This is a genomic window from Rhizobium sp. N731 (assembly GCF_001664145.1).
GTDB lineage: Bacteria > Pseudomonadota > Alphaproteobacteria > Rhizobiales > Rhizobiaceae > Rhizobium > Rhizobium esperanzae.
The window spans coordinates 270,452-297,226 of record NZ_CP013605.1; the positions used below are offsets into that span (position 1 = coordinate 270,452).

The window sequence follows — 26,775 nt, forward strand, 5'->3', positions numbered from 1 at the left end:
ATGCCGCCGCGCTCCAGCACGGCACGCTCTATTGCTGCGCGAGGCTCTGGATGGACTCCATCGTCTGCTTGGCGTCGGCGCTGCCGCCGAAGGCGGGCGGGAAATACTGGTTGAAGAGATTTTCCACCGCCGCCCAGTTGTTGGTGATGACATAGGGTACGGAATGCGCCAGCGAATAATCCAGTGCCTCGCCGCCATTGGTGATGTCCTTGGCCGCCACCTTGTACCAGGAGGATTGCGAGGCCGTACGCGCCGGCAGCGCCCGGCCCTGTTCGGCGAGGTACTGCAGCGCCTCAGGGCTGGTCAGCACCTGGATCGCCTTCCAGGCCGCGTCCTTGTTCTTGCTCGTCGTGGCAATGCCGAAACCGGAGCCCGCCGTAACGGCGGTAAGCTCTCCCTCTGCGCGCGGCAGGGTGGTGGAACCAACTTTGAACTTGACCTTGTCCTTCATGCCGATGATCGACCATGGACCGTCGACATACATCGCGACATTGCCTGAATAGAAGCGGCCCTGGATGACCGTGCCGGCATCGGCGCTCGACGGCACCAGCGGCGCGACCTTGTCCTTGGCGGCAAAGCCGATCACCCTCTCGGCAGCGGCAATGGCGCTCGGATTGGTAAGATCGAGATCGCCGGAATCGTTGACATATTTGTCGCCCCAGGCCGAGGCCAGGACCGAATAGTTCTGTGGGGTGATGCCGAAGCCGTACTTTCCGTCCTTCGTCAGCTTCTTGGCGGCATCGGTAAACTCGGCGAGCGTCCAGCCCGGCTTCGGCAAGGGAATACCGGCGGCTTGAAGCGCGTCCTGGTTATAGTAGATAACCCAGGGACCGACATCATAGGGCAGGCCGTAGAGTTGCTTGTCGACGGACATGCCGCCGATGATCGAGGGGGTGAAGGCCCCGACGTCGAACTTGTCGGCCGCGATCCGGTCGTTCAGCGGTTCGAGCAGCGAATAAAAATTCGGCATGCGCAGCGACTGCATCGAAACGATGTCGGCGAGCTGGCCCGACGCCGCCAGCACCGGCAGCCGCGTCCAGTAGTCGACCCAGCCCGTTGTCGTCAGCGTCACCTTGATATCGGGATATTTGGCGGTCACCATGTCGGCCAGGTGCTGCCAGCCTTTGGTGTCGGCGTCGGATCCGGTCCACATCTGCCAGGTCAGATTGACCTGCTCGGCCGAGGCGGATGTGGCAAAGAGGCTGCCGCCGATTGCAGCAAGCAAAAGCGTTTTCTTCAGAACCTTCATGGGTTTCTCCTCCCTCCATGACGCAATGAGCACGCGAGTGCGACCGAGTTCACGCTTTCAGGACGATCTCGATCACCGGGACGGTAACGTCAGGTCGCCGGACCGGCAGTTCGAGCGTGATCATGCCTTCCGGCACCATCACGCCGATATTGGAATCCACATCCCTGGTGTGGCTGAGCCAGCGCACTTCGCTGGCGTCGTGCAGGAACTGCGCATAGGCGATCCTGTCGGCGAGACCTTCGATATGGACGTGGCGGTAGGGCCAGTTGTAGACGTGCAGGTAGAGGCGGTTGCCGCGCTGGGTGTAGCGGCAACCGGCCGGCACCGGAAATTTGGAGGGGCCGGCGCCATAAATCGAGCGCCCGTTGACCTCCATCCAGTTCTGGTAGATCTCGAGCGCGGCGATGGCGCGGGCGTCGAACGTGCCCCGGCCAGTCGGGCCGACATTCATCAGGAGGTTGCCGCCGAGCGCGACGGAATCGATCAGCAGCTGGATGATCTGCTCCGGGCTCTTCCAGCTATCCTCGTCGCGATGGTAGCCCCATGAGCCGCTGAAGGTGTGGCAGGCTTCCCAGAGCACGCCCTGGCTCGCAAGAGCCGGCGCCACGCGCGGCGTATATTGCTCCGGCGTCGTCACGTCGGGCAGCGTGCCGGGCGGCAGATCGAGGCGGTTGTTGACGATGATTTCGGGCTGCAACTCGCGCACCAACTCGAGCAGCCGTTCGCTCTCCCAATCGGCGCGCCCCTTGCCGGGCAGGCCGCAATATTCGCGGCCGGGATAGCTGAAATCGAACCAGATGATGTCGATGCGGCCGAAGCCGGTCAGAAGCTCGCGCACCTGTTCGCGCATATAGGCGGCATAGTTAGCGATGTTGCGGCCGGCGTTCAGCGCCTCGGCTTGCGGGTGATTGCGCAGGGGATGGTGGACGTCGATCGGGAAATCGGGATGGTGCCAGTCGAGCAGCGAATAGTAGAAGCCGATCTTCAGCCCCTCGTCACGGAAGGCTTCGACCAGCGGCGTCAGCAGGTCTCTGCCGCAGGGCGTGTTCGGCGCCTTGTAGTCGGTCACCTTGCTGTCCCAGAGGCAGAAACCTTCGTGATGCTTGGTTGTCACCACGACATATTTCATGCCGGCCAGACGCGCTCGGCGCGCCCACTCCTGCGGATCGTAAAGATCGGGATCGAAATTGTCGAAATAGCGCTGGTAATGGTCGTCGCTCAGCTCTTCGCGGTTCTTCAACCACTCATGCCGCGCTCCGAGCGCATAGAGGCCCCAATGGATGAACATGCCAAGACGATCATGGCTGAACCAGGCGTGCTTACCCGCTCCCGGCACCGAATTTTCCGACTGGCGCTCCGAATTCGTCACAGGTTTCTCCTCCCTGTTTTTCCGGATCCACTTCATGTCGAACCGGTTCGGCGATTGAACATCGTCCTTGACCCGGCACCTGTCAAGCCGAAATTCGTGAATTGCACAACCGCGAGGTAAACGCACCATAATTGAGCAATCAAGCCAGATATGTTGCAACAGCAAATAAAATCTGACAGAAGAAAGCTTTAGAACCGGTTCGACAGATATGACCACCATACGCGATGTCGCGCGCCTTGCGGGAGTTTCGATCTCGACCGTCTCGCTCGCGCTCAACAGCCCGAAACGGGTCGGCGCCGAGACGCTCGACCGCATTCAGCAGGCGATAAAATCGACCGGCTACCGCATCGATCCGGTGGCCCAGACGCTGGCGCGCGGGCGCAGCTCGCTGATCGGTTTCGTGTCCGCCAATCTCGGCAACATGTTCTTCGGCGACATCCGCCGCGAGATCGAGCACCAGGCGCTCGACCACGGCTATTTCGTGCTGATCGCCGACTCCTCCGGCAGGGCCGATCTCGAACGGGCGCTGCTGGAGCGGCTGCAGGCGCAAAAGATCGCAGGCATTGCTCTGGCGGCCAACGGACGCGGCGAGGAATACGCAACCTTCCTGCGCGACTTCAAGATGCCGATCGTCATGTTCGACCAGAAGGTGGATGGCGCCGCGCGCGATTTCGTCGGCTCGGACAATCCGCTGACGACGACCATCCTGACAGAGCACCTGCTGCAACTCGGCCATCGGCGCATCGCCTTCATCTCCGGCCCGAGCGGCCTGCACACCGCCGACGAGCGCCTGAAAGGTTTTATGGACACGATGGCAGGCGCCGGCGCCGACGTCGATCCGTCACTGGTGGTCGAGGGCGGCTATACCAGGAGCGGCGGCCATACACAGGCGATGCGCCTGCTCACCCGCCGCGACCGCCCGACCGCCATCATCGGCGCCAACAACATGATGGGGCTGGCAACCCTGCAGGTGATGCAGGAAATGGGCTTCCGCTGTCCCGACGACGTCTCGCTGGCAATGGTCGACGACGTGCCCTGGAGCAACGTCATCACACCTCGCATCACCATGGTCGTGCAGGATGCGCAGAAGCTCGGCGAATTGGCCGCCCAGCGCCTGCTGGCCAGGATCGCAAGCCCCGAGGCTGCCGCCGAGCCGCCGCAGGATTTCATCCTGACGCCGAGATTTGTGCGTGGAGAGTCGACAAGGCGGCTATAAGGATTACTACCGATCCTCGCGCGTGTGCCAAAGCCGCAATGCATAGATTGTGGACTGCTGGATTTCATAACGCATCTCATAACGGCCAACGAGAATGCGGCGGACCTCCTGAGGATCGAACTCTTCGAGCCGCTCGCCGAGACGTGGCTGCTCAATTAGACGAGCGGGGGCTGCCGCCAGCGCCTGCACGGTACGGGCCGCAGCTCGCCGGTCGACCGGGGAGAGAAAGTCGTATAAGCGAGCGATGTCGGAGACAGCTTTGCTCGTCCACTTGATTTCCATCACCGGGGCAACGAAATCGGCTCGTCACCATCAAGACTATCGGCCCAGGCTTGAACAGACTGGTGATCGACAACATTGCCGCTATCCACATCGGCTAACGCCTCAAGCGTCAAACGCCGACGCTCCTCTTCCTGGTCGATCCATGCAGTCAGGGCTTGCTTGACGATCCAGCCGCGCGAACGCTCAAGGCGCGATGCAAGCTGATCGACCTTCTGCGCAAGCGGCAATGGAACATGAGCCGTGAGAACTTTGGTCTCCATCGAAAACTCCTCAACGCCAATCAATCATAATCATAGCGATTAATCTTGATTATATCCAGCGCCTATACGTCATGAAGCCCGGCTCAGACTTCCCGGAAAGGTGACGCAGCATCGAGAGTTGTGAGGTATAATGTCGGATTTTCATCGGCCCGTGAAGCAGCCAAAGCAAAAGCGTCGATCCTTCATCCATTGAAAGACCGCAAGATTTGTCATACATGTGTGATGAATCATAAATTTCGGAGTGCCGCTGGTTCGAACGGCGTCCGGATCGAAGCCGATGCGGGGATCGAGGCGTGGCTATGCAAGGGAAGGATCGCAGCAGGGGCTCGGGGTCGCTGGTCGCACAGGTCGGCGAAAGCCTCCGGCAGGCGATCCTCAGCGGCCAGTACGCCGCCGGCGATAAGCTTCCGAGCGAGCACGAACTGACGGAAACGCACAGCGTCAGCCGGACCGTGGTGCGCGAGGCGGTGGCTGCCCTTCGCTCCGACGGGCTGGTCGAGGTGCGCCAGGGCGCGGGCATTTTCGTGCTTGGCGCCGATCCCTCTCTCTCCGGGCGAAAAGTCGACAAGGCCCGCGTCGCCTCCGATCTGGAAGTGCTGGAAATCCGCACCCCAGTCGAAATCGAGGCGGCGGGACTTGCCGCGCTCCGCCGGTCACCGGCGCAGGAGGAAGCGATCTTCGAATGTCACCGGAAAATTCTCCAATGCATCGAGACCGATCGGTCCATCCGTGAGGCGGATCTCGAACTCCATGTCGCGATCGCCGAGGCGACGAACAATCCGCTGTTCAAGCACTTCCTGGAATCTCAGGGCGCGGCGATCATTCCGCAGTCGAGGCTCGTGCCGGAAACCAGGACGGCCGAGCAGACCGCCTACCGAAAGCTGATCCACAGGGAACATGAAGCGATCGTCGTCGCCATTTCCGACCGGGACGATCAGGCCGCCCGCAATGCCATGCGCGAGCATCTGGTCGGCAGCCAGGCGAGATATCGCAACCTGCTCAAGGATCTGCGAAGCTTTACCAGCTGATATCCACTCCCGAGCGTCCGAACGCCTTGGCAAGGGACAAAGCCAGCAAATAGCTCGGCCCGTTGTAAGCTGCCGCTATCCAGGCTCGGGCGTCGGCGCATCATTTCCCCGCCGGTTCACGCGACAGGTTGATCGTTTGCGGCTGAAAGCTAGTTGAAAGCTTCGACGTCTTAGGAAAAGGCTGCATCGTGGAGGAGACACGGTCAAGGTGACGAGACGACGATGCAGGCAAACCATCAGGAGGAGATTTCCATGCGTTCTTCACGCAGCCTTTTTCACACCGTCGCTTTTTCCGCGCTTCTCGCCGCAGCCACATTCACGTCAGGCGCCGCCCACGCGGCCGACAAGATCACCATCATGGTCGGCGGCTATGAGAAGCAGATCTATCTGCCCGCCAAGCTCGCCGAATCCCTCGGTTACTTCAAAGACGAAGGTCTCGACGTCGAACTGCTGAATGAAGCTGCCGGCGTCGACGCCGAAAACCAGCTGCTGGCAGGCGCCGTCCAAGGCGTCGTCGGCTTCTATGACCACTGTGTGGACCTGCAGGCCAAGGGCAAGTTCGTCGAATCCATCGTCCAGTTCAGCCAGGCGCCGGGCGAGGTCGAGATGGTTTCGAGCAAACATCCCGAGATCAAGTCGCCGGCCGATTTCAAGGGCAAGAGCCTCGGCGTCACCGGTCTCGGCTCCTCCACCAACTTCCTCACCCTCTTCATGGCCTCCAAGGCCGACCTCAAGCCCGGCGACGTCGTCACCATTCCGGTCGGCGCCGGCGGCACGTTCATCGCCGCGATGCAGCAGGATCAGATCCAGGCCGGCATGACGACGGAGCCGACGATCTCGCGCCTGATCAAGACGGGCGAAGCGAGCGTTCTCGTCGACATGCGCACGGTCGAAGCGACCCGAAAGGCGCTTGGCGGCACCTATCCGGCCGCCTCGCTCTACATGGAAACTTCCTGGGTCGAGGAACATAAGGACGAGGCACAGAAGCTCGCCAATGCCTTCGTCAAGACGCTGAAATACATCAATACGCATTCCGCCGCCGAGATCGCGGACAAGATGCCGAAGGACTTCTACGTCGGCGACAAGGATGGCTACGTCAAGGCTCTCGACGAGGGCAAGGGCATGTTCACGCCCGATGGCGTGATGCCGGAGGACGGCCCGAAGACCGTGCTTGCCGTGCTCTCGGAGTTCTCCAAGAACGTCAAGGGCAAACAGATCGACCTTTCCAAGACCTACACGACCGAGTTCGTCAAGAACGTCAAGTGAGGCCGTCGCGCCGCTTCCAGCTCCTGAGCGGAAGCGGCGTCCGTTCGATCATGGGCATTGCGTGCGCGCCCTTAAGCACGCCTTCAGGTATCACCATGCAACAGGACACCAAACAGATCCCCGCGATCGAGCTGATCAACGTCAGCCGACGTTTCGTCTCGCCGACCGGAAAGTCGCTGACTGCGCTGCGCGATTTCAACATGACGGTCGCCCGCGGCGAATTCGTCGCCGTCGTCGGCCCGACCGGCTGCGGCAAGTCGACGACGCTCAATCTCGTGACGGGCCTCGCACGCCCGAGCGCCGGCGAAGTCCGCCTGATGGGCGGGCCGATCACCGGCATCGACCCGCGTGTCGGCTTTGCATTCCAGACCGACGCGCTCTTTCCCTGGAAAAACGTGATCGAAAACGTCATGGCCGGCCCGCTGTTCCGCGGCAAGTCCCGCGCCGAGGCGGAACAGAGCGCCCGCGATTGGCTGGCGCGCGTCGGCCTGTCGAAATTTCTGCACCATTATCCCCATCAGCTTTCCGGCGGCATGCGTAAGCGCGTCTCGCTGGCGCAGACCTTCATCAACGAACCTGAAATCCTGCTGATGGACGAGCCCTTCTCGGCGCTCGACGTGCAGACCCGCACGGTCATGCACGAAGAACTTCTGAAGCTCTGGGCCGAGCGCAAAGCCTCGGTGGTGTTCGTCACCCACGATCTCGAAGAGGCCGTAGCGCTTGCCGACAAGGTCTATGTTCTGACCGCCGGCCCCGCCACGGTGAAATCGGTCTATCCGATCGACCTTCCCCGCCCCCGCGTCGTGTCGGAGATCCGCTACGAGCAGAGCTTCATCGACTACTGCAAGACGATCTGGGAGGATCTCCGCGAAGAGGTCGAGACCAGCTACCGCCGCGCAAGCGAAGCGGCCTGACGGAGGATACCATGGCACACGTCACATTCGAGGCCGGCTCGGCCACCCTGTTTCGCCCGGGCACATCAGATGCCGAGATCGAAGCCTCCGCGCTGAAGGCAATACGCCGGCGCAACACGCTGGTGCGCTTCTGGCAGATCGCCATCCTGGTCTTCGTGATCGGCATGTGGGAGCTCTCCTCCAACATGAACTGGATCGACCCGTTCTTCTATTCGAGCCCGAGCGGCGTCATTGAGCGGCTTTACGAATGGGCGACCGAAGGTACCACCGAAGGATCGCTCTGGTATAATCTGTGGGTGACGATGGAAGAGGCGCTGATCGGCTTCTTTGCGGGCTCGATCACCGGCGTCTTCGTCGGCATCGGGCTTGGCCGCAACCGCTTCCTCTCCGACATTTTCTCCGTCTACATCAAGGCGATCAACTCGATCCCGCGCGTCGTCTTGGCCCCGATCTTCATCATGATCATGGGTCTCGGCCTGCCGTCCAAGGTGGCGCTCGCCTTCATCATGGTGTTCTTCGTCGTCTTCGCCAACGCCTTCCAGGGTGTGCGCGAAGCCGACCGCAACATGATCGCCAATGCCCGCATTCTCGGCGCTTCCGACTGGCAGGTGACGCGCACGGTGGTCATACCCTCGGCAATGAGCTGGATCTTCGCCAGTCTTCACGTCTCCTTCGGCTTTGCTATCATCGGCGCGATCGTCGGCGAATTCGTCGGCGCCCGCTTCGGCATCGGCCAGCTGATCTCGATCGCGAAGGGCACGTTCGATGCGGCCGGCATGTTCGCGGCCATCCTCCTCGTCATGGTCGTCACGCTTGTTGCCGAATACATCATGACGCTGATCGAGAACCGCCTGGCGAAATGGCGCCCGCAGCAGCACCTCGATACGCAGTAATAAATCGGCCTCCTCCCAAGGCAGATCGAAGCGAAGGCCGGGCGTAACGCCCGGCCTTCATTTTATTGACGTGTCGTCAGGCGCTTGCCCCTCACCCGGCTGCCGCCACCTTCTCGCCGCGCGCGGGGAGAAGGGGATGTACCGCGGCCTCTCCGTTCCCCTCTCACGTCGCGGAAGCCACGTCCCCTCGCCCCGGTTTGCGGGTAGGGCTAGGGTCATATGCTCTAGGTTAGGCTGTGAGCCGACCGGCAGCCCCGCTTCAACCTTCGGCCAGTGAGCCAAAATATCGGTCAAATCAAGCGCATATGAGGGTTAGGGTGAGGGGCAAGCTATCCCAGCGAACCGCACAGCATGGACAAACCTCCCAAGCATGACCATTCAAGCAAGCGGAAGCCGAACGATCACGACGAGACCGCCGCCTTCAGCATCACCGAGCGAAACCGAACCTCCAGCCCCTTCGACGACCTCGCGGACAATCGCAAGCCCGAGTCCGCTCCCTTCGCTTTCGGTTCCCATGATCCGATAGAACCGCTCAAAAACCTGCTGGCGCTCCCCTTCGGGAATGCCCGGCCCGTTATCCTCAACGGTGACGACGGCGTGGCCGTCCGCCTGCCCGACGGCGACCGTCACCCGTCCATCGGCTTTGCTATAACGGATCGCGTTGTCGATGAGGTTGACCAGCATCTCGCGCAGCATCGTCCCGTCGCCCTCGACGACAACCGGCCGGTCCGCCTCCAGGCCCACGTCGATGTTGCGCTTGAGCGCCTCTTCGGCATAGGCCTCCAGGATCTCGCGGGCCGCCTTGCTGAGATCGGTCGCGTCGCTGCGCGGGCGGCGGCTGCCGGGCTCGGCCCGCGATAAGGTCAGCAACTGGCTGGCGAGACGCGAAATCTGCCGGGTGCTGGTGCGCAGCGCAGCAAGCGCCTCGTCGCGGCGGGCGGCATCGTCTTCGCGGGAGGCCACGCTCGCCTGCGTCGAAATCAGCGCGAGCGGCGTCCTCAACTGATGCGCCGCGTTCGATACGAACCGCCGCTGTGCGGCCATCTGATTCTGGACGCGCTCCATGTAATCGTTCAGCGCATGGACGAGCGGACGCAATTCGCTCTGCACCATCTCGGGTGACAGCGGATCAAGACGGTTGCGCCCACGCCGGCGCACCGCGTCCCGCAGCCTCAGAGCAGGCGCGAGGCCGCGTTGAAGCCCAAGGATCGTCACCAGGCTTGCGACAAAGACGAGCACGAACTGCTTGGAAAAATCCGAAAGCCACAACTGCCTTCGCATCGCATACTGGCTGTTATGCGTCACGGCGACGGTCACCGAGATCGTGCCGTCATTGGGAAGACCGACGACCGGATGATCGAGCATCAAGACGCGCACGTCGGCGCCATGGAAGGCGAGATCCTCGCCGACGCGCTGGACGGTCGGCCGCGGCAGATCGGGAAAGCCGCTCACCAGATTGCCCCAGGCGGTGATGACCTGGTAGGACACACGGTCGCCAAAGCCCGTATCGAACATCTCGAGCGCGGCCGGCGGAACGTCCACCTGAACATTGCCGCCCTCATCGACGCGCACCGCCTCGGCGATGACCCGGGCGGATGCGAGAAGCGTTCGGTCCGTCACCAGCTTTGCCGTCGCGTCGGCCGACCAGAAGCTGTCGTAGAGATTGAAGGCGATGGCGCCGAAGAGCGTCAGCAGCACCCAGCAGAGCAGTTGCACCCTCAGGCTCTGGCTGAGCCGCGTGATCGTTCCGCCCGCCTTTGTCACGACGCTATTGGACATGTCTGAGGAGATAGCCGAGCCCGCGTAGCGTCGCGATCTGAACCGAACTGTTTTCGAGCTTCTTGCGGAGCCTGTGGACGTAAATTTCGATGGCGCTCGGATCGGCCTCGTCGTCGAAACCGAAGACGCTTTCGGACAGGGCGGCTTTCGAGACAGTGGTGCCGAGCTTCATGACGAGCTGTTCGAGAACGGCATATTCCCGCGGCGTCAATTGCAGTGGTTCGTCTGCCACGAAAAATTGCCGCGTGCCCCCGGAAAAGCGCAGGTTCCCGACGGTGATCTCGGAGGATGCCCGGTCCTGCCCGCGGCGCACCACGGCACGGATTCTCGCCTCGAGTTCGGCGATTTCGAAAGGTTTGGCGAGATAGTCGTCGGCGCCGCTATCGAGTCCGGCCACGCGGCCGTCCAGACTTGCATTCGCGGTCAGGATGATGACCGGCAACTTGTTTCCTGACTGCCTCAGCCGCTTCAAAAGCGTCAATCCGTCAAGCTTGGGCAGCGAAAGGTCGAGAATCATCGCCGAATATTCCGCCACCTTGAGCAGATGCTCGGCGTCCTCGCCATCATAGGCAATATCGATAGTGTACTGCGCCTGCCGCAGGGCTTTGCCCAGCCAAGCCGCCAGATCCTTGTTGTCCTCCACCACAAGCAGTCTCATCCGTCCCCCTTAGCACGGGCAGAGGGCCTGGCGGAAGCGTGCCTAAGGCGTTGTATCTCGCCTGCCGCTCCCGGCGCGACGCCGCCCTCGGCAATCATTGGCGCGAATTGTCCGCCATTTGTCCGACGCGGGCATTTTCCTTTGGCTTTAGGCGGCAGAATATGGCTTCATGATCAACCACCACGGAGCAGACAATGTCCGGCCATGAAACCATTCTTCTCGTCATAGACGCCCAGGAGTCCTTCCGGCAGCGCGATTATTGGGATGAAAGTCTCGCACCCGCCTATATCGAACGCCAGCAGGCTCTTATCGACGGCGCAGAAGCCCGCGGAATACCCGTCATCCAGATCTTTCATGTCGACGGAAACGGGCCGTTTTCGGAAAGCTCGGGCTTCGTCAGAACGCTCGCCCCGCTCAGGATCGCTCCCGAAGCGATCTTCAGGAAGAACCGCCATAGTGCATTCGTCGGTTCGGGCCTCGACGTGTGGCTGACCAGGAATGGCGTTCGCCGCATCATCGTCTCCGGCATCCGCACCGAACAGTGCTGCGAGACCACGACCCGTCACGCCTCCGATCTCGGCTATCAAGTCGACTATGTCGGCGAAGCGACCCTGACCTTCCCGATGACGGACGTATCGGGACGCACATGGAGCGCCGGAGAAATCCGCGGCCGCACGGAACTGGTCCTGTCGGGCCGTTTCGCCCGGATCGCAACCGTCGAACAGGCGCTGGCGGGAGAGCAACTCGCGGCATGACTGATACAGCGCAGCCCTTCGATATCCCCGTCTACGTCGTCGTGCCGCCGCGCGTGCTGCTGCTCGATGTCGCCGGCCCGATCGAAGTGCTGCGCAAGGCGAACCTCGAACAGAAGACGGTGCGCTTCAGCGCCACCTATATCGGTCCATCGGCAACGGTCGGCAGCTCGATCGGCCTTGCCGTTACGGGTGTCGCCGCCTTGCCGGAGCGCTTGCCCGATCAGGCGCTCGTCGTCATCGCCGGCAGCGCCGACGCGCCGATTGAGAACAACCGTCCGTGGGACGAAGAGGAGCGCGCCGCCCAGGCCGCGATCGTCGCCTGGCTGAAGCGGGCCATTCGCCCGGGGGTTCGGCTGGCCTCGATCTGCTCGGGCGCCTTGCTCGCGGCCGAGGCCGGAATGCTCGATGGCCGCGAATGCACCACCCATCACGGCTGCATGGAGGACCTGGCAAGGCTCGCGCCCACCGCGCGCATCCGGGACAATCGGCTCTACGTCGAGGATGGGGAGCGCCTCACGAGCGCCGGCATCACCGCCGGCATCGACCTCATGCTGCATATCGTTGCCGAAGCGGCGGGACATGCCTGCGCGCTTGCGGTGGCGCGATATCTCGTCGTCTATCTCAGGCGCGGCGGCTCGGATCCGCAGCTTTCGCCCTGGCTCGAAGGCCGCAACCATATCCACCCGGCCATCCATCGCGCCCAGGATGCAGTCGCCGCCGATCCTTCCCGCGACTGGTCGGTCGCCTCGCTCGCGCGCCTCAGCGGCGCCAGCCCGCGAAACCTCTCACGGCTGTTCAACGAACACACCGGCATGAGCGTCACGGATTTCGTCAACCGCATGCGCGTGGCGCTAGCCCGCGAGATGCTCGCCGGCTCAAGGCTGGATATGGAGGCCGTGGCAATGCGCGCCGGCTTCGGCTCCGCCCGGCAACTGCGCCGCGCCTGGAACCGCCTGCATGACAGCCCGCCGAGCGCAGCCCGGACGAAGCCGGCCGTGGGCTCATAGAGTAAGAGGAAGGGGCGCGCGCCCGACCTCATTTTCGACGCCGGGGGTTGCAGCGCCGGCTACATCCGTACCCCAGATCTCGATCTGCGTCAGCGCCGGAAAGGGTGAGATGTCCTCAGCCTTGATGAGGCCATGCAGCTCGATCCATTCGATGATGCAGGGCTCGATGGAAAAGCCCTGGGCGGCACCGGATTTGACCAGCGGGAAACGAGAGGTCTTGCCGCTCGAGAAGGTGACGCTCACCTCTTCCCACCAGGAATCATGCGGGAAGTCCGCGCGAAGGTAGAAGACAATTTCGTCGACGCGGACCGGCCTGCCGAACTCCACCGTCAGCGCCGCTTGCGGATCGCGATTGATGCCCCAGCTCGTATAGGGCCAGAAGCCATGATCGTCATTGGCCTTTTCGCCGTCGATGGCGTTTCTGGCGGCAAAGACCGCTTCGCCTCGGGTTTCGACATTGGCGCGCGCATGCGGAAATAGCGCCCGGTTGGCGTGATCGTCCCAGGGGTTGAGCGCAAGATTGCGCCGATGGGCGATCTCCTCGGGGCGCGCACAGCGCACGGACAGCCGGTGGATATCGCCACTGAACGCATTCGGGGAATAGGATTTGCGCTTGTCGCCGAAAGGCACCGCAAGCGCGTAGGCGCATTGCTTCATATAGACAAGGCTTGGCTGGATCGCACTGTCCAGCGCGAGAAAGACATGTCCGGGGCTGGAGACTTCCACAATCACCTGCTCGCCCTCGCGATAGCTTTGGCGATAGACCAGGAACGTCTCATCCTGCCCAGTGGCGCTTGCCAATACGGACCCATCGGCATCCACGATCTTCAGCGTCAATTCCATGTTCGTCCTCCTCAGAGCCTGAAGAGTTCTGACAGCATCAGGCTCTAACTATCTAATTTATCAGTAATTTCAGGAGCTTTCCGGCAAGCGGAATGCGCAGGCGATAGAGCTTCTCCGGCCAGGCCGATTTCAGCCTGAGATCATTCACCTCGATCTCGTCGATTTCGATCGACCCGGCGCCGTCGACAAAAATGCTGCCGAGATCGGCAAGATCGATCCTGTCCCGGGTGATCGTCGGCGGCAGGCATGTCATCAGCGACAGAACCGCCGCTTTGTCGCCGTCATAGCTATCGACGATCTCGACATGGCGTCCGCGGATCAAGGAGACGGCACGCCGATAGCTGCGCAGTTGCGCTTCCACCGGATAGGCGCCAGCGATGTCGAGAGATATGCGCGCCAGGTTCTCACCGAATTCCGTTTCGACGTCCTGCGCGCCGAAAGCTTCGCCCGCGGACTGCATGACGCCGTCGAATGTCGGCAGGTTGTGATAGGCCGACTGCATCGTCCAGATCTCGTAGCGCCGCGGCGAAAAGGTCTTCGCCGTGTAGGTCTCGACGCCGACATCGATCAGGAATGGGCGCCCGTCCTTGTAGAGGGTCACGCTGCCGACGTCGTTGTGATTATGGCCCTCGCCATTGTTGCCGCCCTTGACCGCAAGCGAGAACCGATCGTCGCGAGCGACAAGCAGGCCGATGCCGGGATAAAAAATGTCCCGGGGCGACAGCGCATGCGGCTCGATGATCGGGATCTGCGGGCCGGCCAGCAGTTCCTGCACGCGATACCAGAGGTTCCATTCCTCGGGCAAATGCGGGTGTTCGACGGCAGCCCTGTCGGCTGCGGCGAAGTCCGCCAGCATCTGCGAACCAACCGCTTTGCCGAACAAATATTCCCGTGCGCTGCAGGGCTCGACGACGGCGGAGGAATCCGCGAAGTTGAAATAGTAGCGGCCGGCCACATGCATGTTGGCGATATATTCGGCCATGTTGCGGATCTTCGGCTGCTGCCAGATCCCGGCAAAAAGGCCCGGCGCCGCGGCGTCCAGAACCGTCAAGGCGCCATGAAGGCAGAGGGCGGCGTGACGATAGTAGACTACGCCCTCCTCACAGGCTCCATCCTCGGCATAGTCCTTGAGGAAAGCGTCTAGGCTACCGAGCGCCTTCTCGACAACCGCCCGGCGCGTCGCCTGATCAGTGTTCAGCGAGAAGGTCGCCAGCAGGACGTTCTGGGTAATCCAGGCTGTCCAGTTGTTCATCCTCTCATTGCCACGGCCCATCCACCAAAAGTGCCGCCCGAGATAAGGCAAGAGAATGCGGCCCTCGATCTCGCGCGCCACCCGTGTGGTGATCTCAGGGCTGACGCCGTCGAGCGCCTTGCCCAGCAGGGCGACGATCGTTGCGAGCAGGGCTGCCGTTTCGGCGGCGAAGAGGTCGACAACGGGCTGCGAATTATCGGGAAGCGACAGGCGCGGGCCACCACGTTCATAGCCATTGTGCGCCGGAAGCTGCCAGCCGCTCTCCTCCACGATCAGGAAGATGCCGTCAATGATCTTCGGCAGGAACCGCCCATTGCCTTCGACGAGTTCGCCGAGCACCACATCATTGAGCATCCGCCGCCGGGTGAAATAAAGCTCCTCAAAACGCGAGCGATTGCCGCTCGTCGTGTATTCGCGGTAATCTGAAGCCGTGATCAGAGGCCAGACCCGCGCAAGTGTGGCTTCGGCATCGCGAATAACCGCGTCGCGCATCGCCTGCGGCACCGCGCTCCATCTCCCGCGATCGGAAGAAACCGCTCCGGGCGTGAAGTCGCCCAAGCTGTCCGGCAGACCTCCTGAAATCTCGCTGAACATGTTCCTCACTACGCTGAAAATGCCGCCACGAGCGTGTGGCCTTCCATGCTCACCTATCATATGTTTCCAGCGTCCGCTATAAAATTTGTATGATCTATTCAGAACTTGTTTGACCAGTGCCAGATATGTGTTATGCCGTTGGTCGAGGGGAGAATGGCAGCGGCCGGCAGAGGAATCCACAAGCCGTCAGCCGCAGAAGATCCGCGCAGGAGGAAAGCATCGGTGTCCATATCGAATTCGATCATCGCAACGGATGGCGCCCCGGCAACTTCTGACCGGAAGGTGGCGGTCCTGTCCAAGCGGCAGCGCAAGATCCGCAGCGCGCTCGTCGCTTACTCTTTCATCGCGCCGAATTTCCTCGGCTTCGCCGTCTTCACGCTCGGGCCGATCCTCTTCGCTTTCGCGCTTGCTTTCATGCATTGGGACGGCTCGAACGCGATCACCTTCGCGGGGCTCGACAATTTCTGGCGGCTCTTCGAGGACAAGGCTTTCATCGCAGCCTTCTGGAATACGATCATCTACACGGTCGCCTCGGTGCCGGCGACATTGCTCTGCGCGCTCGGCCTCGCCGTTCTCCTCAACCAGAAGATCGTAGGCCGCGAGTTCTTCCGCACCGCGATGTTCTTTCCCTACGTCGCCTCGCTGGTCGCCGTCGCGGTCGTGTGGAACATGATCTTCAACCCCGAGATGGGGCCGGTGAACATGATCCTCTATACGCTCGGCCTCGATCCGAAAAACATGCCGGGATGGGCGGCCGACCGCCATTGGGCGATGGTCACTGTGATCCTCTTCGGCATCTGGAAGAACATGGGCTATTACATGGTCATCTATCTGGCCGGGCTGCAGGGGATCAATGCCGAACTCTATGAGGCAGCCGATCTCGACGGCGCCAATTCCTGGCAGAAATTCATCCATGTCACCGTGCCGCAGCTCGGGCCGACGACCTTCTTCGTCACCGTCATGCTGACGATCCAGTCCTTCAAGGTGTTCGACCAGATCTACATGATCACCCAGGGCGGCCCCGGCACCTCGACGCTGGTTCTCGTCTACCACATCTATAACGAGGCTTTCATTTCCTGGGATCTCGGCTATTCCAGCATGGTGGCACTCGTTCTGTTCTTCCTCGTGCTCGCCGTCACCGTCTTCCAGTTCCGCCGCCAGCGGGAGGACGAGGCATGAGGATCGCGGGACGCAAGGTGACCGCCAAAACGGTCTTGCTCTATGCCATCATTGTCACGGTGACGATTGTCATGCTGATGCCCTTCGCCTGGATGCTTTCGGCATCCCTGAAGCTCAGCCGCGACGTCTTCGCCTTCCCGATCGAGTGGATACCGTCACAGCCGCAATGGCAGAACTACGTCGACATCTGGACGAAGATCCCGCTTGCGCTCTTCATTTACAACACCTCGAAGCTGACGATCATCGTCACGCTGCTGCAGCTTCTGACTTCAAGCTTTGCGGCCTACGCCTTCGCCAAGCTGAATTTCCCCTACAAGAACACGCTGTTCCTCGGCTATATCGCCACCATCGCCATGCCTTGGCAGGTCTATATGGTGCCGCAATTCCTGCTGATGCGCGAGTTCGGCCTCAACAACACGCATCTGGCGCTGATCTGCCTGCAGGCCTTCACCGCCTTCGGCGTCTTCCTGATGCGGCAGTTCTACATGTCGATCCCGACCGAACTTTGCGAGGCGGCCCGCATCGACGGCATGAACGAATATCAGATCTGGGCGCGCATCATGCTGCCGCTGTCGAAGCCCGCCCTCTCGACGCTGACGATCTTCACCTTCGTCAGCACCTGGAACGATTTTCTCGGGCCGATGATCTATCTCACCAAGACCGAACTGAAGACCGTCCAGATCGGCCTGCGCATGTTCATCTCGCAATATTCGGCCGAATACGGGCTGATCATGGCGGCCTCCGTCGTCGCCCTCATTCCCGTTCTCGTCGTCTTCCTCGCGCTGCAGCGCTTCTTTGTCGAAGGCATCGCCTCGACGGGACTGAAGGGGTAAAGCCATGAATGCCGTTTCAACAGTCGCCCCGCAGCCGATCACTGATAAGGAAGTGAATACCGCGCTCGATCTTGCCGTCGAGCAGGTCCGGCGCAATCTTCCCATATTCACCTACGCCGCGCAGAACCATTCGAGCGTCAATAATTTCTATCCCGCCGTCGCCAACGACCAATGGACCGCCGGCTTCTGGCCGGGCGAGCTGTGGCTCGCCTTCGAGCATAGCGGCGATCCTGTGTTCCGGCATGCCGCGCAGATCCAGGTCCAGTCCTTCCTGCATCGGATCGTCAACCGCATCGAGACCGATCATCACGACATGGGCTTTCTCTATTCGCCCTCCTGCATCGCCGCCTGGAAGCTCGTCGGGGACGAGGACGGCCGCAAGGCCGCGATCCTGGCCGCCGACCAGCTGATCGAGCGCTTCCAGCCGATCGGCCAGTTCATCCAGGCCTGGGGCCGCAAGGGCAGGCCGGAGGAATACCGCTACATCATCGATTGCCTGTTGAACCTGCCGCTTCTCTACTGGGCCAGCAGCGAGACGGGCGATCCGAAATACCGTGAGATCGCGCTCACCCATGCTCGCACCACGCTCGCCAACTCGGTGCGTCCCGACGATTCCACCTATCACACTTTCTACATGGACCCGGTCACCGGCGCGCCGGTGCGCGGCGCCACCAAGCAGGGCTACCGGGACGACAGCGCCTGGGCGCGCGGGCAGGCCTGGGGCATCGCTGGCATGGCGGTCTCCTACCGCTACGAGCGGATCGAGGAATATCGCCAGACCTTCGACCGGCTGCTCGCCTTCTACCTCAACCGGCTGCCGGCCGACATGGTGCCCTATTGGGATCTCGTCTTTTCGGATGGCGATGGCGAGCCGCGCGACAGTTCATCAGCCTCGATCACGGCCTGTGGCCTGCTTGAAATGGCCGAGCTCGTCGAACCTGAAGCCGCCGAGCGCTACCGCACGCTGGCGCGGCGCATGATGAAGAGCCTTGCCGATCACTATGCGGTCAAGGACCCCGCGGTTTCAAACGGCCTGGTGCTGCACGCCACCTATTCGAAGAAATCGCCCTTCAACACCTGCCGCGGCGAGGGCGTCGATGAATGCGTCTCCTGGGGAGATTATTATTACATGGAAGCTTTGACGCGCCTGTCGCGCCGCTGGTCTTCCTACTGGTGAGGTGAGGAGAATCCGATGGCCAGCATTTCCCTTAAAGAGCTGAACAAATCCTACGGCGCGCTCACCGTCGTCCATGACATCGATCTTGAGATCGCCGATAAGGAATTCATCATCCTGGTCGGCCCCTCCGGCTGCGGCAAATCGACGACGCTGAGAATGATCGCCGGCCTCGAGGAAATCTCCGGCGGCGAACTCCGGATCGGCGGCGACGTCATGAACGATGTCCCTTCCAAAGACCGCGACATCGCCATGGTCTTCCAGAACTATGCGCTATACCCGCATATGACCGTCTACAAGAACATGGCTTTCGGCCTGCAGCTGCGGAAGGTTTCGCGCGATTTCATCGACAAGCAGGTCCAGGATGCCGCCAAGATCCTTGACATCACCCATCTCCTGAACCGCAAGCCGAAGGCGCTTTCGGGCGGGCAGCGCCAGCGCGTGGCGCTCGGCCGCGCCATGGTGCGCAATCCCGCCGTTTTCCTGCTCGACGAGCCGCTTTCCAACCTCGACGCCAAGCTGCGCGGGACGATGCGCTCGGAAATCACCAAGCTGCACAAGCGCCTCGACGCCACCTTCATCTATGTCACCCACGACCAGGTGGAAGCCATGACCATGGCGGACCGGATCGTCGTCATGAAGGACGGGCACATCCAGCAGGTCGATACGCCGCAGAACCTTTACGACCGTCCCGTCAACATGTTCGTCGCCGGCTTCATCGGCGCGCCGCAGATGAACATGCTGCCCTCGGCCATTCAGCGCCGGGGCGACGGCTTCATCGCCGTCTTCGACGGACGGGAACTGCCGCTGCCCGATCATTTCGACAAGGGCAGGATCGCCCCTTACGAGGGCCGCGAGCTGGTGCTCGGTATCCGTCCGGAGAACTTCCACGAACTGCCGCCGGCCGACATTCCGCCCGAGAACCTGGCACCGCTCAAGGCGGTGGTGGAATTGGCCGAACCGATGGGCTCGGAAGTGCATCTGAACATGGTCGCCGGCGGGCGCAATCTCATCGCTCGCGTATCGCCGCGCTTCCGGCCTGCGATTGGCGACGCGGCGACGCTGATGGCGGATATGAGCAATGCCCAGCTGTTCGACAAGGAAACCGAACGCTCGATTCTTTACTGAGGCCAGCGGGAGACGGCGATGCAGTGGCTGCGGGACATGTGGACGAAGGAGGGGCCGGGCATTCCGAAGGATGCGCCTGCGAAGACCGGCCTTGCCCTGTTCATCGAGACGCTCGTCCGCGAATGGTGGGAGATGGTCAAGCTCAACATCCTGTTCCTCCTGGCCTCGCTCCTCGTCGTGACGCTGCCGGCGGCACTCGCCGCCATGGCGCGGGTTTCGGTGGCTTTGGTGGAGGATCGCAACACCTATCTCCTCAGGGATTTCACGGAAGCGTTCCTGCATTATTTCTGGCGCGCCACCGCCTGGGGTCTGGCGCTGGCCGCGGCCTTTGCCATCTGCATCTATGTGATCCTCACCTATGGCGTCGGAGCGCGGGACAACTTGATTCTTGCCGCCCCGCTCGCCGTGGCACTTGTCGCCACCGCCTTCCTTGCGGTCACTGCCTGCCATCTCATCGTGCTGATGGTGATGCGCGACCTGCCGGCTCTGCGGCTCCTTCGTCTCGCCGCGCTCGCTTCCGTCGTCCGTCCGCTTCCGGCGATCGTGGCACTGGCCTTCAACGCTGCCCTGTGGCTGGCGCATATCCTCTTCTATCCGGTTTCCGTGTTCATGCCGGCGATCTTCAATTTTTCACTCGGAATGTTCGCCGTCGCATTCGGCGTCCATCGGGCGGCGGTGATGGTTCTGGACCAGCCGGAGACATCGCAGCCGCACCGTAAACCGCATGCACCAAACGCATCATAAAACAGTCGATCCAGAGACGATCCAGGGAAGGAGAACAGAAATGTATTTGGATAAATTCGGGAGGACGGTGAAACTCGCCGTAGCGGGTTTCACCTTGGCCGCAACAACGGCCGGCGCCGCACTTGCACAAGACGCCGTAACGCTGAAATGGGCTTTGTGGGACTGGGACAAGACAGCCTATTACAAGCCGCTGATCGAGGCCTATCAGGCCAAGCACCCCAATGTGAAGTTCGAGCCGATGGACCTCGGCTCGCAGGACTACCAGCAGATGATTTCGACGCAGTTGACCGGCGGCTCGAAGGACATCGACATCGTCACCGTCAAGGACGTGCCCGGCTACACCAACCTGGTGCGCGCCGGCAACATCGCCGATCTCAGCGGCTTCATGAAGGATCAGAAGATCGATCCGGCGCCCTATGGCGGCCTGATCGAGGAACTGACGATAGACGGCAAGATCTATTCCATTCCGTTCCGATCGGACTTCTGGATCGTCTATTACAACAAGGACATCTTCGATAAGGCCGGCGTTCCCTATCCCACCAATGACATGACCTGGGCGCAGTTCGATGCAACGGCCGAGAAGCTTGCCGGCGGCATGGGCACCAACAAGACCTATGGCGCGCTGCTGCATACCTGGCGCTCCACCGTCCAGTTGCCCGGCATCCTCGACGGAAAACACACGCTCGTCGATGGCGATTATGCTTTCCTGAAGCCGTGGTACGAGCGAGCGCTCACCCTGCAAAAGGACGGCGCCATTCCCTCCTACGCCTTCCTGAAGACGTCGAACACGCATTACTCGGCGCTCTTCTTCAACGGCACGATCGGCATGCTGCCGATGGGAACCTGGTTCGTCGGCACCCAGATCACCAAGGTGAAATCCGGTGAATCGAAGAGCAAGAACTGGGGCATCGTGAAGTTCCCGCATCCGGACGGCGTGGCCGCCGGCACGACGGCTGCGCAGATCTCAGGTCTGGCGGTCAACGCCAATTCCACTCACAAAGAAGCTGCGCTCGACTTCATCAAGTTCGTCACCGGCTCGGAAGGGGCGGCCGTTATCGCCTCGACAGGCACCTTCCCGGCGCTCAAGACCGCTGACGTCAGTGCAAAGATCGCGGCGACGCCTGGTTTCCCTGAGGACGCGGCCAGCAAGGAAGCGCTGATACCGTCGAAGACCTACCTGGAGATGGCGGTCAATCCGAACGCCGCTAAAATTGAGGTCGTCCTGAACCGCGCCCATGACGCGATCATGACCGATAACACCTCCGTCGACGACGGCTTGAAAGAAATGACTGAAGGCGTGAAGGCCATCAAGTAAGCGCCATACGACATCGCGGCCGCGGGTGAGCATTTCGCCTGCGGCCGGTTCTGTTTTAAAAATTCGGACTGACGATGATCTACGATCCCACCAAGGCCAATCCGCTTTCCGGCAACCCGCTTAAGACACGCGACGATCTGGCCAAGGCCGTCATCGATCTCTTCAGACCGCTGCTGCCCTATTTCTCCGAAGGCGGCGCCCGTGTGCGCCTTAGCGCTACCGGCGCGATTTTCGACCGGGCGGCAGCGGATCTCGAAGGATTTGCACGCCCGCTCTGGGGCATCGTTCCGCTCGCTGCAGGCGGCGGCCACTTCCCGCATTGGAATCTCTATCGGCGCGGACTGGCGAATGGGACCAATCCTGCGCATCCCGAATATTGGGGCGATCTGGCCGACCGCAATCAGCGGCTGGTCGAGCTCGCCGCCGTCGGCTTTGCGCTGGCGCTGGTGCCCGAACACATCTGGGAACCGCTGAGCGATGGCGAGAAAAGAACCGTCGCCGCCTATCTTCTTGCCGCGCGCGAACTGGAATTCATCGACAACAACTGGAAATTCTTCCGCGTCCTGATCGATCTTGGACTGGAGCGCGTCGGTGTCGCGTTCGACATGGCGAAAACCGCCGCCTATCTCGATGAACTGGAAGCTTTCGACATCGGCGAAGGCTGGTATCGCGACGGGCCGGTGCGGCGGGTCGACCACTACATTCCCTTCGCCGTGCATTTCTATGGCCTGATCTACACGGTACTGGCGTGCGGCGACGAGGCGCGAAAGAACCGGTTCCGCAATCGCGCCGAGATCTTCGCCGGGGATATCCGCCACTGGTTCGGCCCTGATGGCGCAGCACTCGCCTTCGGCCGCAGCCAGACCTACCGCTTCGCGGCCGGCGGCTTCTGGGGCGCGCTCGCCTTCGCCGGGGTGGAAGCGCTGCCTTGGGCGGAGATCAAGGGCTATTATATGCGCCATATCCGCTGGTGGTCGGCGATGCCGATCGCCGATCGCGACGGCGTGCTCTCCATCGGCTACGGCTATCCGAACCTGCTGATGAGCGAGAGCTACAATTCGCCTGGCTCGCCCTATTGGGCGCTGAAATTCTTCCTGCCGCTCGCCCTTCCCCGGGATCATCCGTTCTGGACCGTCGAAGAGGCGCAGCAGCCGGATTTCCCCAAGCCGGTGGCATTGAAGTCGGCCGGCATGGTCGCCATGCACACGCCGGGAAATGTGGTCGTGCTCTCTTCCGGCCAGCAGCACGACAAGATGCGCGGCGCAAACGAGAAATATTCGAAATTCGCCTATTCCACCCGCTACGCCTTCAACATCGAGGCCGACGACCGGAATTTTTCGGCCGCAAGCTTCGACGGCATGCTCGGTCTTTCCGACGACGGCGTTCATTTCCGTATGCGCGAAACCATGGAGGAGGCGCTGATCGCAGGCGACCGGCTCTACTCGCGCTGGCGTCCCTGGAACGACGTCAACATCGAAACCTGGCTACTTCCCGCCAATCCCTGGCATATCCGCATTCACCGCATCGCCACGCCGCGTTCGCTCAGCACCATCGAGGGCGGCTTTGCGATCGAACGCGCCGATTTCAACGCCGACCGATCCGAACAGGCAGAAGGCCGCGCCGTCTGGTACGGTCAGACCGATGTCAGCTCGATCGTCGACCTATCGCCGAAGCCCAGGGCCGGCCACGCGATGAGCCCGATCCCGAACACCAATCTCATCCACGCCAAGACCCTGCTGCCGCAGCTGCGCGGCGAAATCGGCCCGGGAACCGCCCTGCTGGTCACCGCGGCACTGGCTCTGCCTGTTCAGGAGAATTGGGCACAGGCACTGGAGCACCCGCCGGCCTGCCCGGATCTTGATGAAGTGGAGCGGCACTTCCGCGAAAAGGGCGTTCGGGTGCCGGCATTCGCTCTTCTGACATAGCTTGGTGAGGCGGGCGCCGTGCGGCTACTTTCCATACGCGTTGATGGCAGACCACCCGTCGCCAATCATGACGGGCTCAGCTCGACACGATAGGCTTCAGCAATCCGCCGCGCCAGCTCCGCCATCTCGTTATCGGGCATCTGCAGAACGCCATGTTCCGCCATCAACGCATGGTATTGCTGCTTCTCAAGAGGCACGCCTCCAGGCAAAGGAACGACATGAAAATGTAAGTGGCTGTTGGCCTGCTGGCTGCCGAGCGAAAGCACGTAAATTCGTTCGGCGTCGAAGACGCGTTTCAGCGCCCGAGACAAAACGTGCACCTTCTCCTGCAGTCGAAGATACTCATCTGTCGACATGTCTTGCGCCAAATCCTCCCGATGCTCCCTCGGGCAGACAAGGCAATAACCGGGCAGTGTCGGATATTTGCTCAGGAAGATAATCGTCTCATCGTCTTCGAAAATACGATGATGAAAACAAGCCGGATCATTCTCGATCAAGCCGCAGATAAAGCATGGCCTCGCCGCAGTGTCACGCACATAGGCCTTGAGATCGAAGGGTTGGCGATCGATCATTCTGAACCTCCATCTCCCCAGCGGCGAGCGCACTCAACAATGCGACCAACAGCGAAGGCAGCCGCCGCTCGGAGAAGATGCCGCCTGCCTATCCGGCAGCGACACGCAACTGGTCTGGCAGCTCCGCGCCGATCGGAATCCGCAGCGTAAACGTCGTGCCGTTTCCGCGGCTGCTTGCCACTTCTATCGATCCCCCGTGAAGTTCGATGATCTGCTTGACGAGATTGAGGCCGATGCCGGTGCCGGCAATGCCCGTGGAACTTCTGGCGCGGAAATAACGCTGGAACATCTTCGGGAGGTCATCGGCGTCGATGCCGATGCCTTCGTCGCGGACGGTGATGCAAACGCTGTCCCCTTCCTGCCATCCGGTAACGTGGACGTTCGGCGAATCCGGTGCGTATTTCACGGCGTTCGAGAAGAGATTGCTGAAGACCTGGTCGAGCGCAGGATGATCCCCATAAATGGCCGGAGGAAGCCGATCGAGGTCAAGCAGAAAGCGGTGGGTGCGCCGGATGCTCTCCTGGCGGGCGCCACAGACTTCGATGATTTCGGCAATCGAGCACGGCTTATGCACGATGGTGATCCTGCCGTGGTCCAACCGTCCGGCAGCAAGGATACTTTCCATCAGTTCGAGCATGCGCGAAACCGAGCTGCGGATCTGATCGGCTTTTTCGCAAAGAAACTCCGGCGTCGCTGCTTCTTTGCGCCGAATGAGCCGTTGCGCCGCGCCGTCGATCACCGCAAGCGGGGTGCGGAACTCATGCGATGCCATCGAGACGAACTGCCGCTGCAACTCGTTGATCTGCTTTTCCTGTTCGAGCATTCGTTCGAGCTCTTCTGTCTGCCGCGCCAGTTCGACCGTGCGGGAGCGCACCATCTCTTCAAGCGTGTCACGGTGCTGCAGCAATGCCTTTTCGGCGCGCTTGGCCTCGGTGACGTCGACGACAGCCATCAGCGATGCCGCCTTGCCCTTGTAGTTCAAGCAGGTGGAATAGACGGTGACCTCGATAGCCGTTCCATCTCCCTTGAAATGCCGGGAAAAGCGGGACGAGGCATTATCCTCGACATCGAAAGCGACGGCCTGCGGCGGGTTGGGTTCCTGCGCCTCGATGTCGGATAGTCGCATCGTCAGGAATTGCTCCAAACGATAACCGTAATGATCGATGGCGGCTTGGTTTACGTGGAGAAATCTCAACGTTTCATGATCGTAAACCCACATCGGCATCGGGTTACCTTCGAACAGCAGCCTGAACGACGCCTCCTGCATCTTGAGGTCGGTGATGTCGACACGTATGCCGACGCTACCGCCTTCGGAGATCTGGCGTTCTTCGATCCGAATCCAGCGATTTCCGGGTAGGCGCTGCTCGTGTTTGCTGGTGGGCTTTGCATGATGGGCCAGCCTCTCCGCCAGCCATTCCTCTTCGCGCCCGACCGCTTCCGGATATTGGCCGCGTTCGAGGCCTGCACGCAGGCGGTCTTCGAAGCGCATGCCGTTCACGAGCATATCGCCGCTTTCGGCGTAAAGCTGCTCATATCTCTGGTTCCACAGGACAAAGCGGTCTTCCTCGTCGAACAAGACGAGACCTTCCGGGACGACTTCGAAAGCCGCCAGAAGACGTGCATGCGCCGCCCGCGCCTCCTGCTCGGCGCGTTCTGCCTGGACATGCGCCTTCGCAAGGGCCTTTTCAGCCTGCCAGGCCTGCGTGATGTCCTCATGGGTCGATACCCAGCCGCCGTCCGACGTGCGCTGATGATAGCCGCGGATGATCTGGCCCGACTTGAGTTCCTTGATCCAGTCTCGGGGCGTATCACCCCTGTTGGTCGCTTCGGCCCAGGCGAGATATTCCGAGGTCGAGGTGGCGGGGACGGCGCCTACCCCCTGTCTCAGGTTGAGGATGTCTTCGAGTGACTGTCCCGGATGGATGACGGAGGGATCAAGTCCGTAGACTTCGGCATAACGGTTGTTTGAAAGCAGCAGCCGGCCGGCCTCGTCGAACAGGCAGACGCCTTGTCCCATGCTGGCAAGCGCCGTATCGAGTTGCTCGTTGCGCCGCTGCAGGCGCGCGTGGACTGCGCCGAGCTCTATATGTCGCTGAATGCGGGCGACGAGCTCCGCGGCGGAGACAAGATTGGAAACGCAATCGACCGCACCGGCGGCAAGCCCTCCGATCCGGCTCTCCTCGTCCTGCGGCGAGGCCACGATGATGACTGGAATATCACACGTTATCGGGTTTGCCTTGAGACGCCGGCAGTCTTCGAGACCACCTCCCTCCGGCGACAGGGCGTCCAGCAGAACGAGCGCCGGCAGCGGTCGTTTGGCGGCGCAATCATGAAACGCAGCTCGGTCGAGGTGAACGCGCAGCACGATACCATGTCGCTCAAGGGCGTCGCCGACACCATGCAGGCCTGCCAACGTGCCATCCATTGCCAAGATTGTGTGCAGTTCGCCGGACACGACCGTTCCCCCGTTCATCCACGTGGACGCGACTATAAGTCGTACCGGTTAACACGCCCCTCACCTCAGGTCGGCATCAGGGTGC

General features: G+C 61.5%; 24 protein-coding genes. 14 read left to right on the forward strand and 10 right to left on the reverse strand.

What is annotated here, in order from left to right:
- Window positions 1-28: 28 nt before the first annotated feature.
- Together AMK02_RS26515 and AMK02_RS26520 are read right to left on the reverse strand one after the other, a co-directional pair.
- A complete protein-coding gene (locus AMK02_RS26515; protein WP_064807617.1) occupies window positions 29-1,249 on the reverse strand; it encodes an ABC transporter substrate-binding protein in 1,221 nt (406 codons plus the stop codon).
- Window positions 1,250-1,298: 49 nt separating this feature from the next.
- Window positions 1,299-2,618, reverse strand: a complete 1,320-nt coding sequence (locus AMK02_RS26520) for an alpha-L-fucosidase (protein WP_064807619.1) — start codon at window positions 2,616-2,618, stop codon at window positions 1,299-1,301.
- A gap of 208 nt (window positions 2,619-2,826) precedes the next feature.
- Here AMK02_RS26520 and AMK02_RS26525 point away from each other — a divergent pair, with 208 nt between their 5' ends.
- Window positions 2,827-3,834: a LacI family DNA-binding transcriptional regulator gene (locus tag AMK02_RS26525; RefSeq protein ID WP_064807621.1), complete on the forward strand. Its 1,008-nt coding sequence runs from the start codon at window positions 2,827-2,829 to the stop codon at window positions 3,832-3,834.
- Window positions 3,835-3,840: 6 nt separating this feature from the next.
- Here the strand turns inward: AMK02_RS26525 and AMK02_RS26530 are convergent, their stop codons facing one another.
- Window positions 3,841-4,116 (reverse strand): type II toxin-antitoxin system RelE/ParE family toxin, encoded by a 276-nt coding sequence (locus tag AMK02_RS26530; RefSeq protein WP_064807623.1) that lies wholly within the window; start codon window positions 4,114-4,116, stop codon window positions 3,841-3,843.
- Complete coding sequence (locus AMK02_RS26535) at window positions 4,116-4,376, reverse strand: CopG family ribbon-helix-helix protein (RefSeq protein ID WP_064807625.1); 261 nt, start codon at window positions 4,374-4,376, stop codon at window positions 4,116-4,118. Before AMK02_RS26535 ends, AMK02_RS26530 begins: the two co-directional genes overlap by 1 nt.
- Before the next feature lie 299 nt (window positions 4,377-4,675).
- Between AMK02_RS26535 and AMK02_RS26540 the strand changes: the two genes are divergently transcribed.
- The 4 genes from AMK02_RS26540 (at window position 4,676) to AMK02_RS26555 (ending at window position 8,477) form a co-directional block, all read left to right on the forward strand.
- On the forward strand, window positions 4,676-5,404 hold the full coding sequence (locus tag AMK02_RS26540) for a FadR/GntR family transcriptional regulator (protein WP_064807627.1): 729 nt from the start codon (window positions 4,676-4,678) through the stop codon (window positions 5,402-5,404).
- A 252-nt stretch (window positions 5,405-5,656) separates the two neighbouring features.
- The gene (locus AMK02_RS26545) at window positions 5,657-6,670 is read left to right on the forward strand and encodes an ABC transporter substrate-binding protein (protein ID WP_064807981.1); all 1,014 of its coding nucleotides are present in this window, start codon (window positions 5,657-5,659) and stop codon (window positions 6,668-6,670) included.
- 50 nt (window positions 6,671-6,720) lie between these two features.
- Window positions 6,721-7,584, forward strand: coding sequence for an ABC transporter ATP-binding protein (locus tag AMK02_RS26550; protein WP_012490007.1), 864 nt, complete (start codon window positions 6,721-6,723; stop codon window positions 7,582-7,584).
- A gap of 11 nt (window positions 7,585-7,595) precedes the next feature.
- Complete coding sequence (locus AMK02_RS26555) at window positions 7,596-8,477, forward strand: ABC transporter permease (protein ID WP_064807629.1); 882 nt, start codon at window positions 7,596-7,598, stop codon at window positions 8,475-8,477.
- A gap of 378 nt (window positions 8,478-8,855) precedes the next feature.
- Here AMK02_RS26555 and AMK02_RS26560 read toward each other — a convergent pair whose 3' ends face one another.
- Entirely contained in the window at window positions 8,856-10,256 is a 1,401-nt protein-coding gene (locus AMK02_RS26560; protein ID WP_064807630.1) for a sensor histidine kinase, read from the reverse strand.
- Window positions 10,246-10,914 carry a response regulator gene (locus AMK02_RS26565; RefSeq protein WP_064807633.1) on the reverse strand — a complete coding sequence of 223 codons (669 nt, stop codon included), beginning with the start codon at window positions 10,912-10,914 and terminating at the stop codon, window positions 10,246-10,248. The genes AMK02_RS26560 and AMK02_RS26565 overlap by 11 nt, the downstream gene beginning before the upstream one ends.
- Window positions 10,915-11,108: 194 nt before the next feature.
- On the opposite strand from AMK02_RS26565, the gene AMK02_RS26570 reads away from it, so the two are divergent.
- Window positions 11,109-11,669 carry an isochorismatase family protein gene (locus tag AMK02_RS26570; RefSeq protein WP_064807635.1) on the forward strand — a complete coding sequence of 187 codons (561 nt, stop codon included), beginning with the start codon at window positions 11,109-11,111 and terminating at the stop codon, window positions 11,667-11,669.
- Entirely contained in the window at window positions 11,666-12,676 is a 1,011-nt protein-coding gene (locus AMK02_RS26575; RefSeq protein ID WP_064807637.1) for a GlxA family transcriptional regulator, read from the forward strand. Before AMK02_RS26570 ends, AMK02_RS26575 begins: the two co-directional genes overlap by 4 nt.
- On the opposite strand, the gene AMK02_RS26580 is transcribed toward AMK02_RS26575, so the two are convergent.
- Both AMK02_RS26580 and AMK02_RS26585 read right to left on the reverse strand, forming a co-directional pair.
- Window positions 12,671-13,519, reverse strand: a complete 849-nt coding sequence (locus tag AMK02_RS26580; protein ID WP_064807639.1) for a hypothetical protein — start codon at window positions 13,517-13,519, stop codon at window positions 12,671-12,673. The two genes, AMK02_RS26575 and AMK02_RS26580, sit on opposite strands and share 6 nt — an antisense overlap.
- Window positions 13,520-13,571: 52 nt before the next feature.
- The gene (locus AMK02_RS26585; RefSeq protein ID WP_064807641.1) at window positions 13,572-15,365 is read right to left on the reverse strand and encodes a heparinase II/III domain-containing protein; all 1,794 of its coding nucleotides are present in this window, start codon (window positions 15,363-15,365) and stop codon (window positions 13,572-13,574) included.
- Window positions 15,366-15,587: 222 nt separating this feature from the next.
- Here AMK02_RS26585 and AMK02_RS26590 point away from each other — a divergent pair, with 222 nt between their 5' ends.
- The 7 genes from AMK02_RS26590 (at window position 15,588) to AMK02_RS26620 (ending at window position 23,663) form a co-directional block, all read left to right on the forward strand.
- Window positions 15,588-16,544 carry a carbohydrate ABC transporter permease gene (locus tag AMK02_RS26590; protein ID WP_064807643.1) on the forward strand — a complete coding sequence of 319 codons (957 nt, stop codon included), beginning with the start codon at window positions 15,588-15,590 and terminating at the stop codon, window positions 16,542-16,544.
- Window positions 16,541-17,377 (forward strand): carbohydrate ABC transporter permease, encoded by an 837-nt coding sequence (locus tag AMK02_RS26595; protein WP_064807645.1) that lies wholly within the window; start codon window positions 16,541-16,543, stop codon window positions 17,375-17,377. Before AMK02_RS26590 ends, AMK02_RS26595 begins: the two co-directional genes overlap by 4 nt.
- A gap of 4 nt (window positions 17,378-17,381) precedes the next feature.
- A complete protein-coding gene (locus tag AMK02_RS26600; protein ID WP_064807647.1) occupies window positions 17,382-18,554 on the forward strand; it encodes a glycoside hydrolase family 88 protein in 1,173 nt (390 codons plus the stop codon).
- A gap of 15 nt (window positions 18,555-18,569) precedes the next feature.
- The gene (locus AMK02_RS26605) at window positions 18,570-19,679 is read left to right on the forward strand and encodes an ABC transporter ATP-binding protein (RefSeq protein WP_064807649.1); all 1,110 of its coding nucleotides are present in this window, start codon (window positions 18,570-18,572) and stop codon (window positions 19,677-19,679) included.
- A gap of 18 nt (window positions 19,680-19,697) precedes the next feature.
- The gene (locus AMK02_RS26610) at window positions 19,698-20,423 is read left to right on the forward strand and encodes a YesL family protein (RefSeq protein WP_064807651.1); all 726 of its coding nucleotides are present in this window, start codon (window positions 19,698-19,700) and stop codon (window positions 20,421-20,423) included.
- A 40-nt stretch (window positions 20,424-20,463) separates the two neighbouring features.
- Window positions 20,464-21,738 (forward strand): ABC transporter substrate-binding protein, encoded by a 1,275-nt coding sequence (locus tag AMK02_RS26615; RefSeq protein ID WP_064807653.1) that lies wholly within the window; start codon window positions 20,464-20,466, stop codon window positions 21,736-21,738.
- A gap of 74 nt (window positions 21,739-21,812) precedes the next feature.
- Window positions 21,813-23,663 (forward strand): DUF2264 domain-containing protein, encoded by a 1,851-nt coding sequence (locus AMK02_RS26620; protein ID WP_064807655.1) that lies wholly within the window; start codon window positions 21,813-21,815, stop codon window positions 23,661-23,663.
- A 65-nt stretch (window positions 23,664-23,728) separates the two neighbouring features.
- Here AMK02_RS26620 and AMK02_RS26625 read toward each other — a convergent pair whose 3' ends face one another.
- Both AMK02_RS26625 and AMK02_RS26630 read right to left on the reverse strand, forming a co-directional pair.
- Window positions 23,729-24,235, reverse strand: a complete 507-nt coding sequence (locus tag AMK02_RS26625) for an HIT family protein (protein WP_064807657.1) — start codon at window positions 24,233-24,235, stop codon at window positions 23,729-23,731.
- An 88-nt stretch (window positions 24,236-24,323) separates the two neighbouring features.
- Complete coding sequence (locus AMK02_RS26630) at window positions 24,324-26,660, reverse strand: PAS-domain containing protein (RefSeq protein WP_064807659.1); 2,337 nt, start codon at window positions 26,658-26,660, stop codon at window positions 24,324-24,326.
- Window positions 26,661-26,775: the final 115 nt, after the last annotated feature.

Excerpts from the sequence above, each read along its gene's own strand:
- AMK02_RS26515 (WP_064807617.1), bottom strand. The coding sequence starts at position 1,249 with ATGAAGGTTCTGAAGAAAACGCTTTTGCTTGCTGCAATCGGCGGCAGC.
- AMK02_RS26525 (WP_064807621.1), top strand. The coding sequence starts at position 2,827 with ATGACCACCATACGCGATGTCGCGCGCCTTGCGGGAGTTTCGATCTCG.
- AMK02_RS26530 (WP_064807623.1), bottom strand. The coding sequence starts at position 4,116 with ATGGAAATCAAGTGGACGAGCAAAGCTGTCTCCGACATCGCTCGCTTA.
- AMK02_RS26535 (WP_064807625.1), bottom strand. The coding sequence starts at position 4,376 with ATGGAGACCAAAGTTCTCACGGCTCATGTTCCATTGCCGCTTGCGCAG.
- AMK02_RS26540 (WP_064807627.1), top strand. The coding sequence starts at position 4,676 with ATGCAAGGGAAGGATCGCAGCAGGGGCTCGGGGTCGCTGGTCGCACAG.
- AMK02_RS26545 (WP_064807981.1), top strand. The coding sequence starts at position 5,657 with ATGCGTTCTTCACGCAGCCTTTTTCACACCGTCGCTTTTTCCGCGCTT.
- AMK02_RS26550 (WP_012490007.1), top strand. The coding sequence starts at position 6,721 with ATGGGCATTGCGTGCGCGCCCTTAAGCACGCCTTCAGGTATCACCATG.
- AMK02_RS26555 (WP_064807629.1), top strand. The coding sequence starts at position 7,596 with ATGGCACACGTCACATTCGAGGCCGGCTCGGCCACCCTGTTTCGCCCG.
- AMK02_RS26560 (WP_064807630.1), bottom strand. The coding sequence starts at position 10,256 with ATGTCCAATAGCGTCGTGACAAAGGCGGGCGGAACGATCACGCGGCTC.
- AMK02_RS26565 (WP_064807633.1), bottom strand. The coding sequence starts at position 10,914 with ATGAGACTGCTTGTGGTGGAGGACAACAAGGATCTGGCGGCTTGGCTG.
- AMK02_RS26570 (WP_064807635.1), top strand. The coding sequence starts at position 11,109 with ATGTCCGGCCATGAAACCATTCTTCTCGTCATAGACGCCCAGGAGTCC.
- AMK02_RS26575 (WP_064807637.1), top strand. The coding sequence starts at position 11,666 with ATGACTGATACAGCGCAGCCCTTCGATATCCCCGTCTACGTCGTCGTG.
- AMK02_RS26580 (WP_064807639.1), bottom strand. The coding sequence starts at position 13,519 with ATGGAATTGACGCTGAAGATCGTGGATGCCGATGGGTCCGTATTGGCA.
- AMK02_RS26585 (WP_064807641.1), bottom strand. The coding sequence starts at position 15,365 with ATGTTCAGCGAGATTTCAGGAGGTCTGCCGGACAGCTTGGGCGACTTC.
- AMK02_RS26595 (WP_064807645.1), top strand. The coding sequence starts at position 16,541 with ATGAGGATCGCGGGACGCAAGGTGACCGCCAAAACGGTCTTGCTCTAT.
- AMK02_RS26600 (WP_064807647.1), top strand. The coding sequence starts at position 17,382 with ATGAATGCCGTTTCAACAGTCGCCCCGCAGCCGATCACTGATAAGGAA.
- AMK02_RS26605 (WP_064807649.1), top strand. The coding sequence starts at position 18,570 with ATGGCCAGCATTTCCCTTAAAGAGCTGAACAAATCCTACGGCGCGCTC.
- AMK02_RS26610 (WP_064807651.1), top strand. The coding sequence starts at position 19,698 with ATGCAGTGGCTGCGGGACATGTGGACGAAGGAGGGGCCGGGCATTCCG.
- AMK02_RS26615 (WP_064807653.1), top strand. The coding sequence starts at position 20,464 with ATGTATTTGGATAAATTCGGGAGGACGGTGAAACTCGCCGTAGCGGGT.
- AMK02_RS26620 (WP_064807655.1), top strand. The coding sequence starts at position 21,813 with ATGATCTACGATCCCACCAAGGCCAATCCGCTTTCCGGCAACCCGCTT.
- AMK02_RS26625 (WP_064807657.1), bottom strand. The coding sequence starts at position 24,235 with ATGATCGATCGCCAACCCTTCGATCTCAAGGCCTATGTGCGTGACACT.
- AMK02_RS26630 (WP_064807659.1), bottom strand. The coding sequence starts at position 26,660 with ATGGATGGCACGTTGGCAGGCCTGCATGGTGTCGGCGACGCCCTTGAG.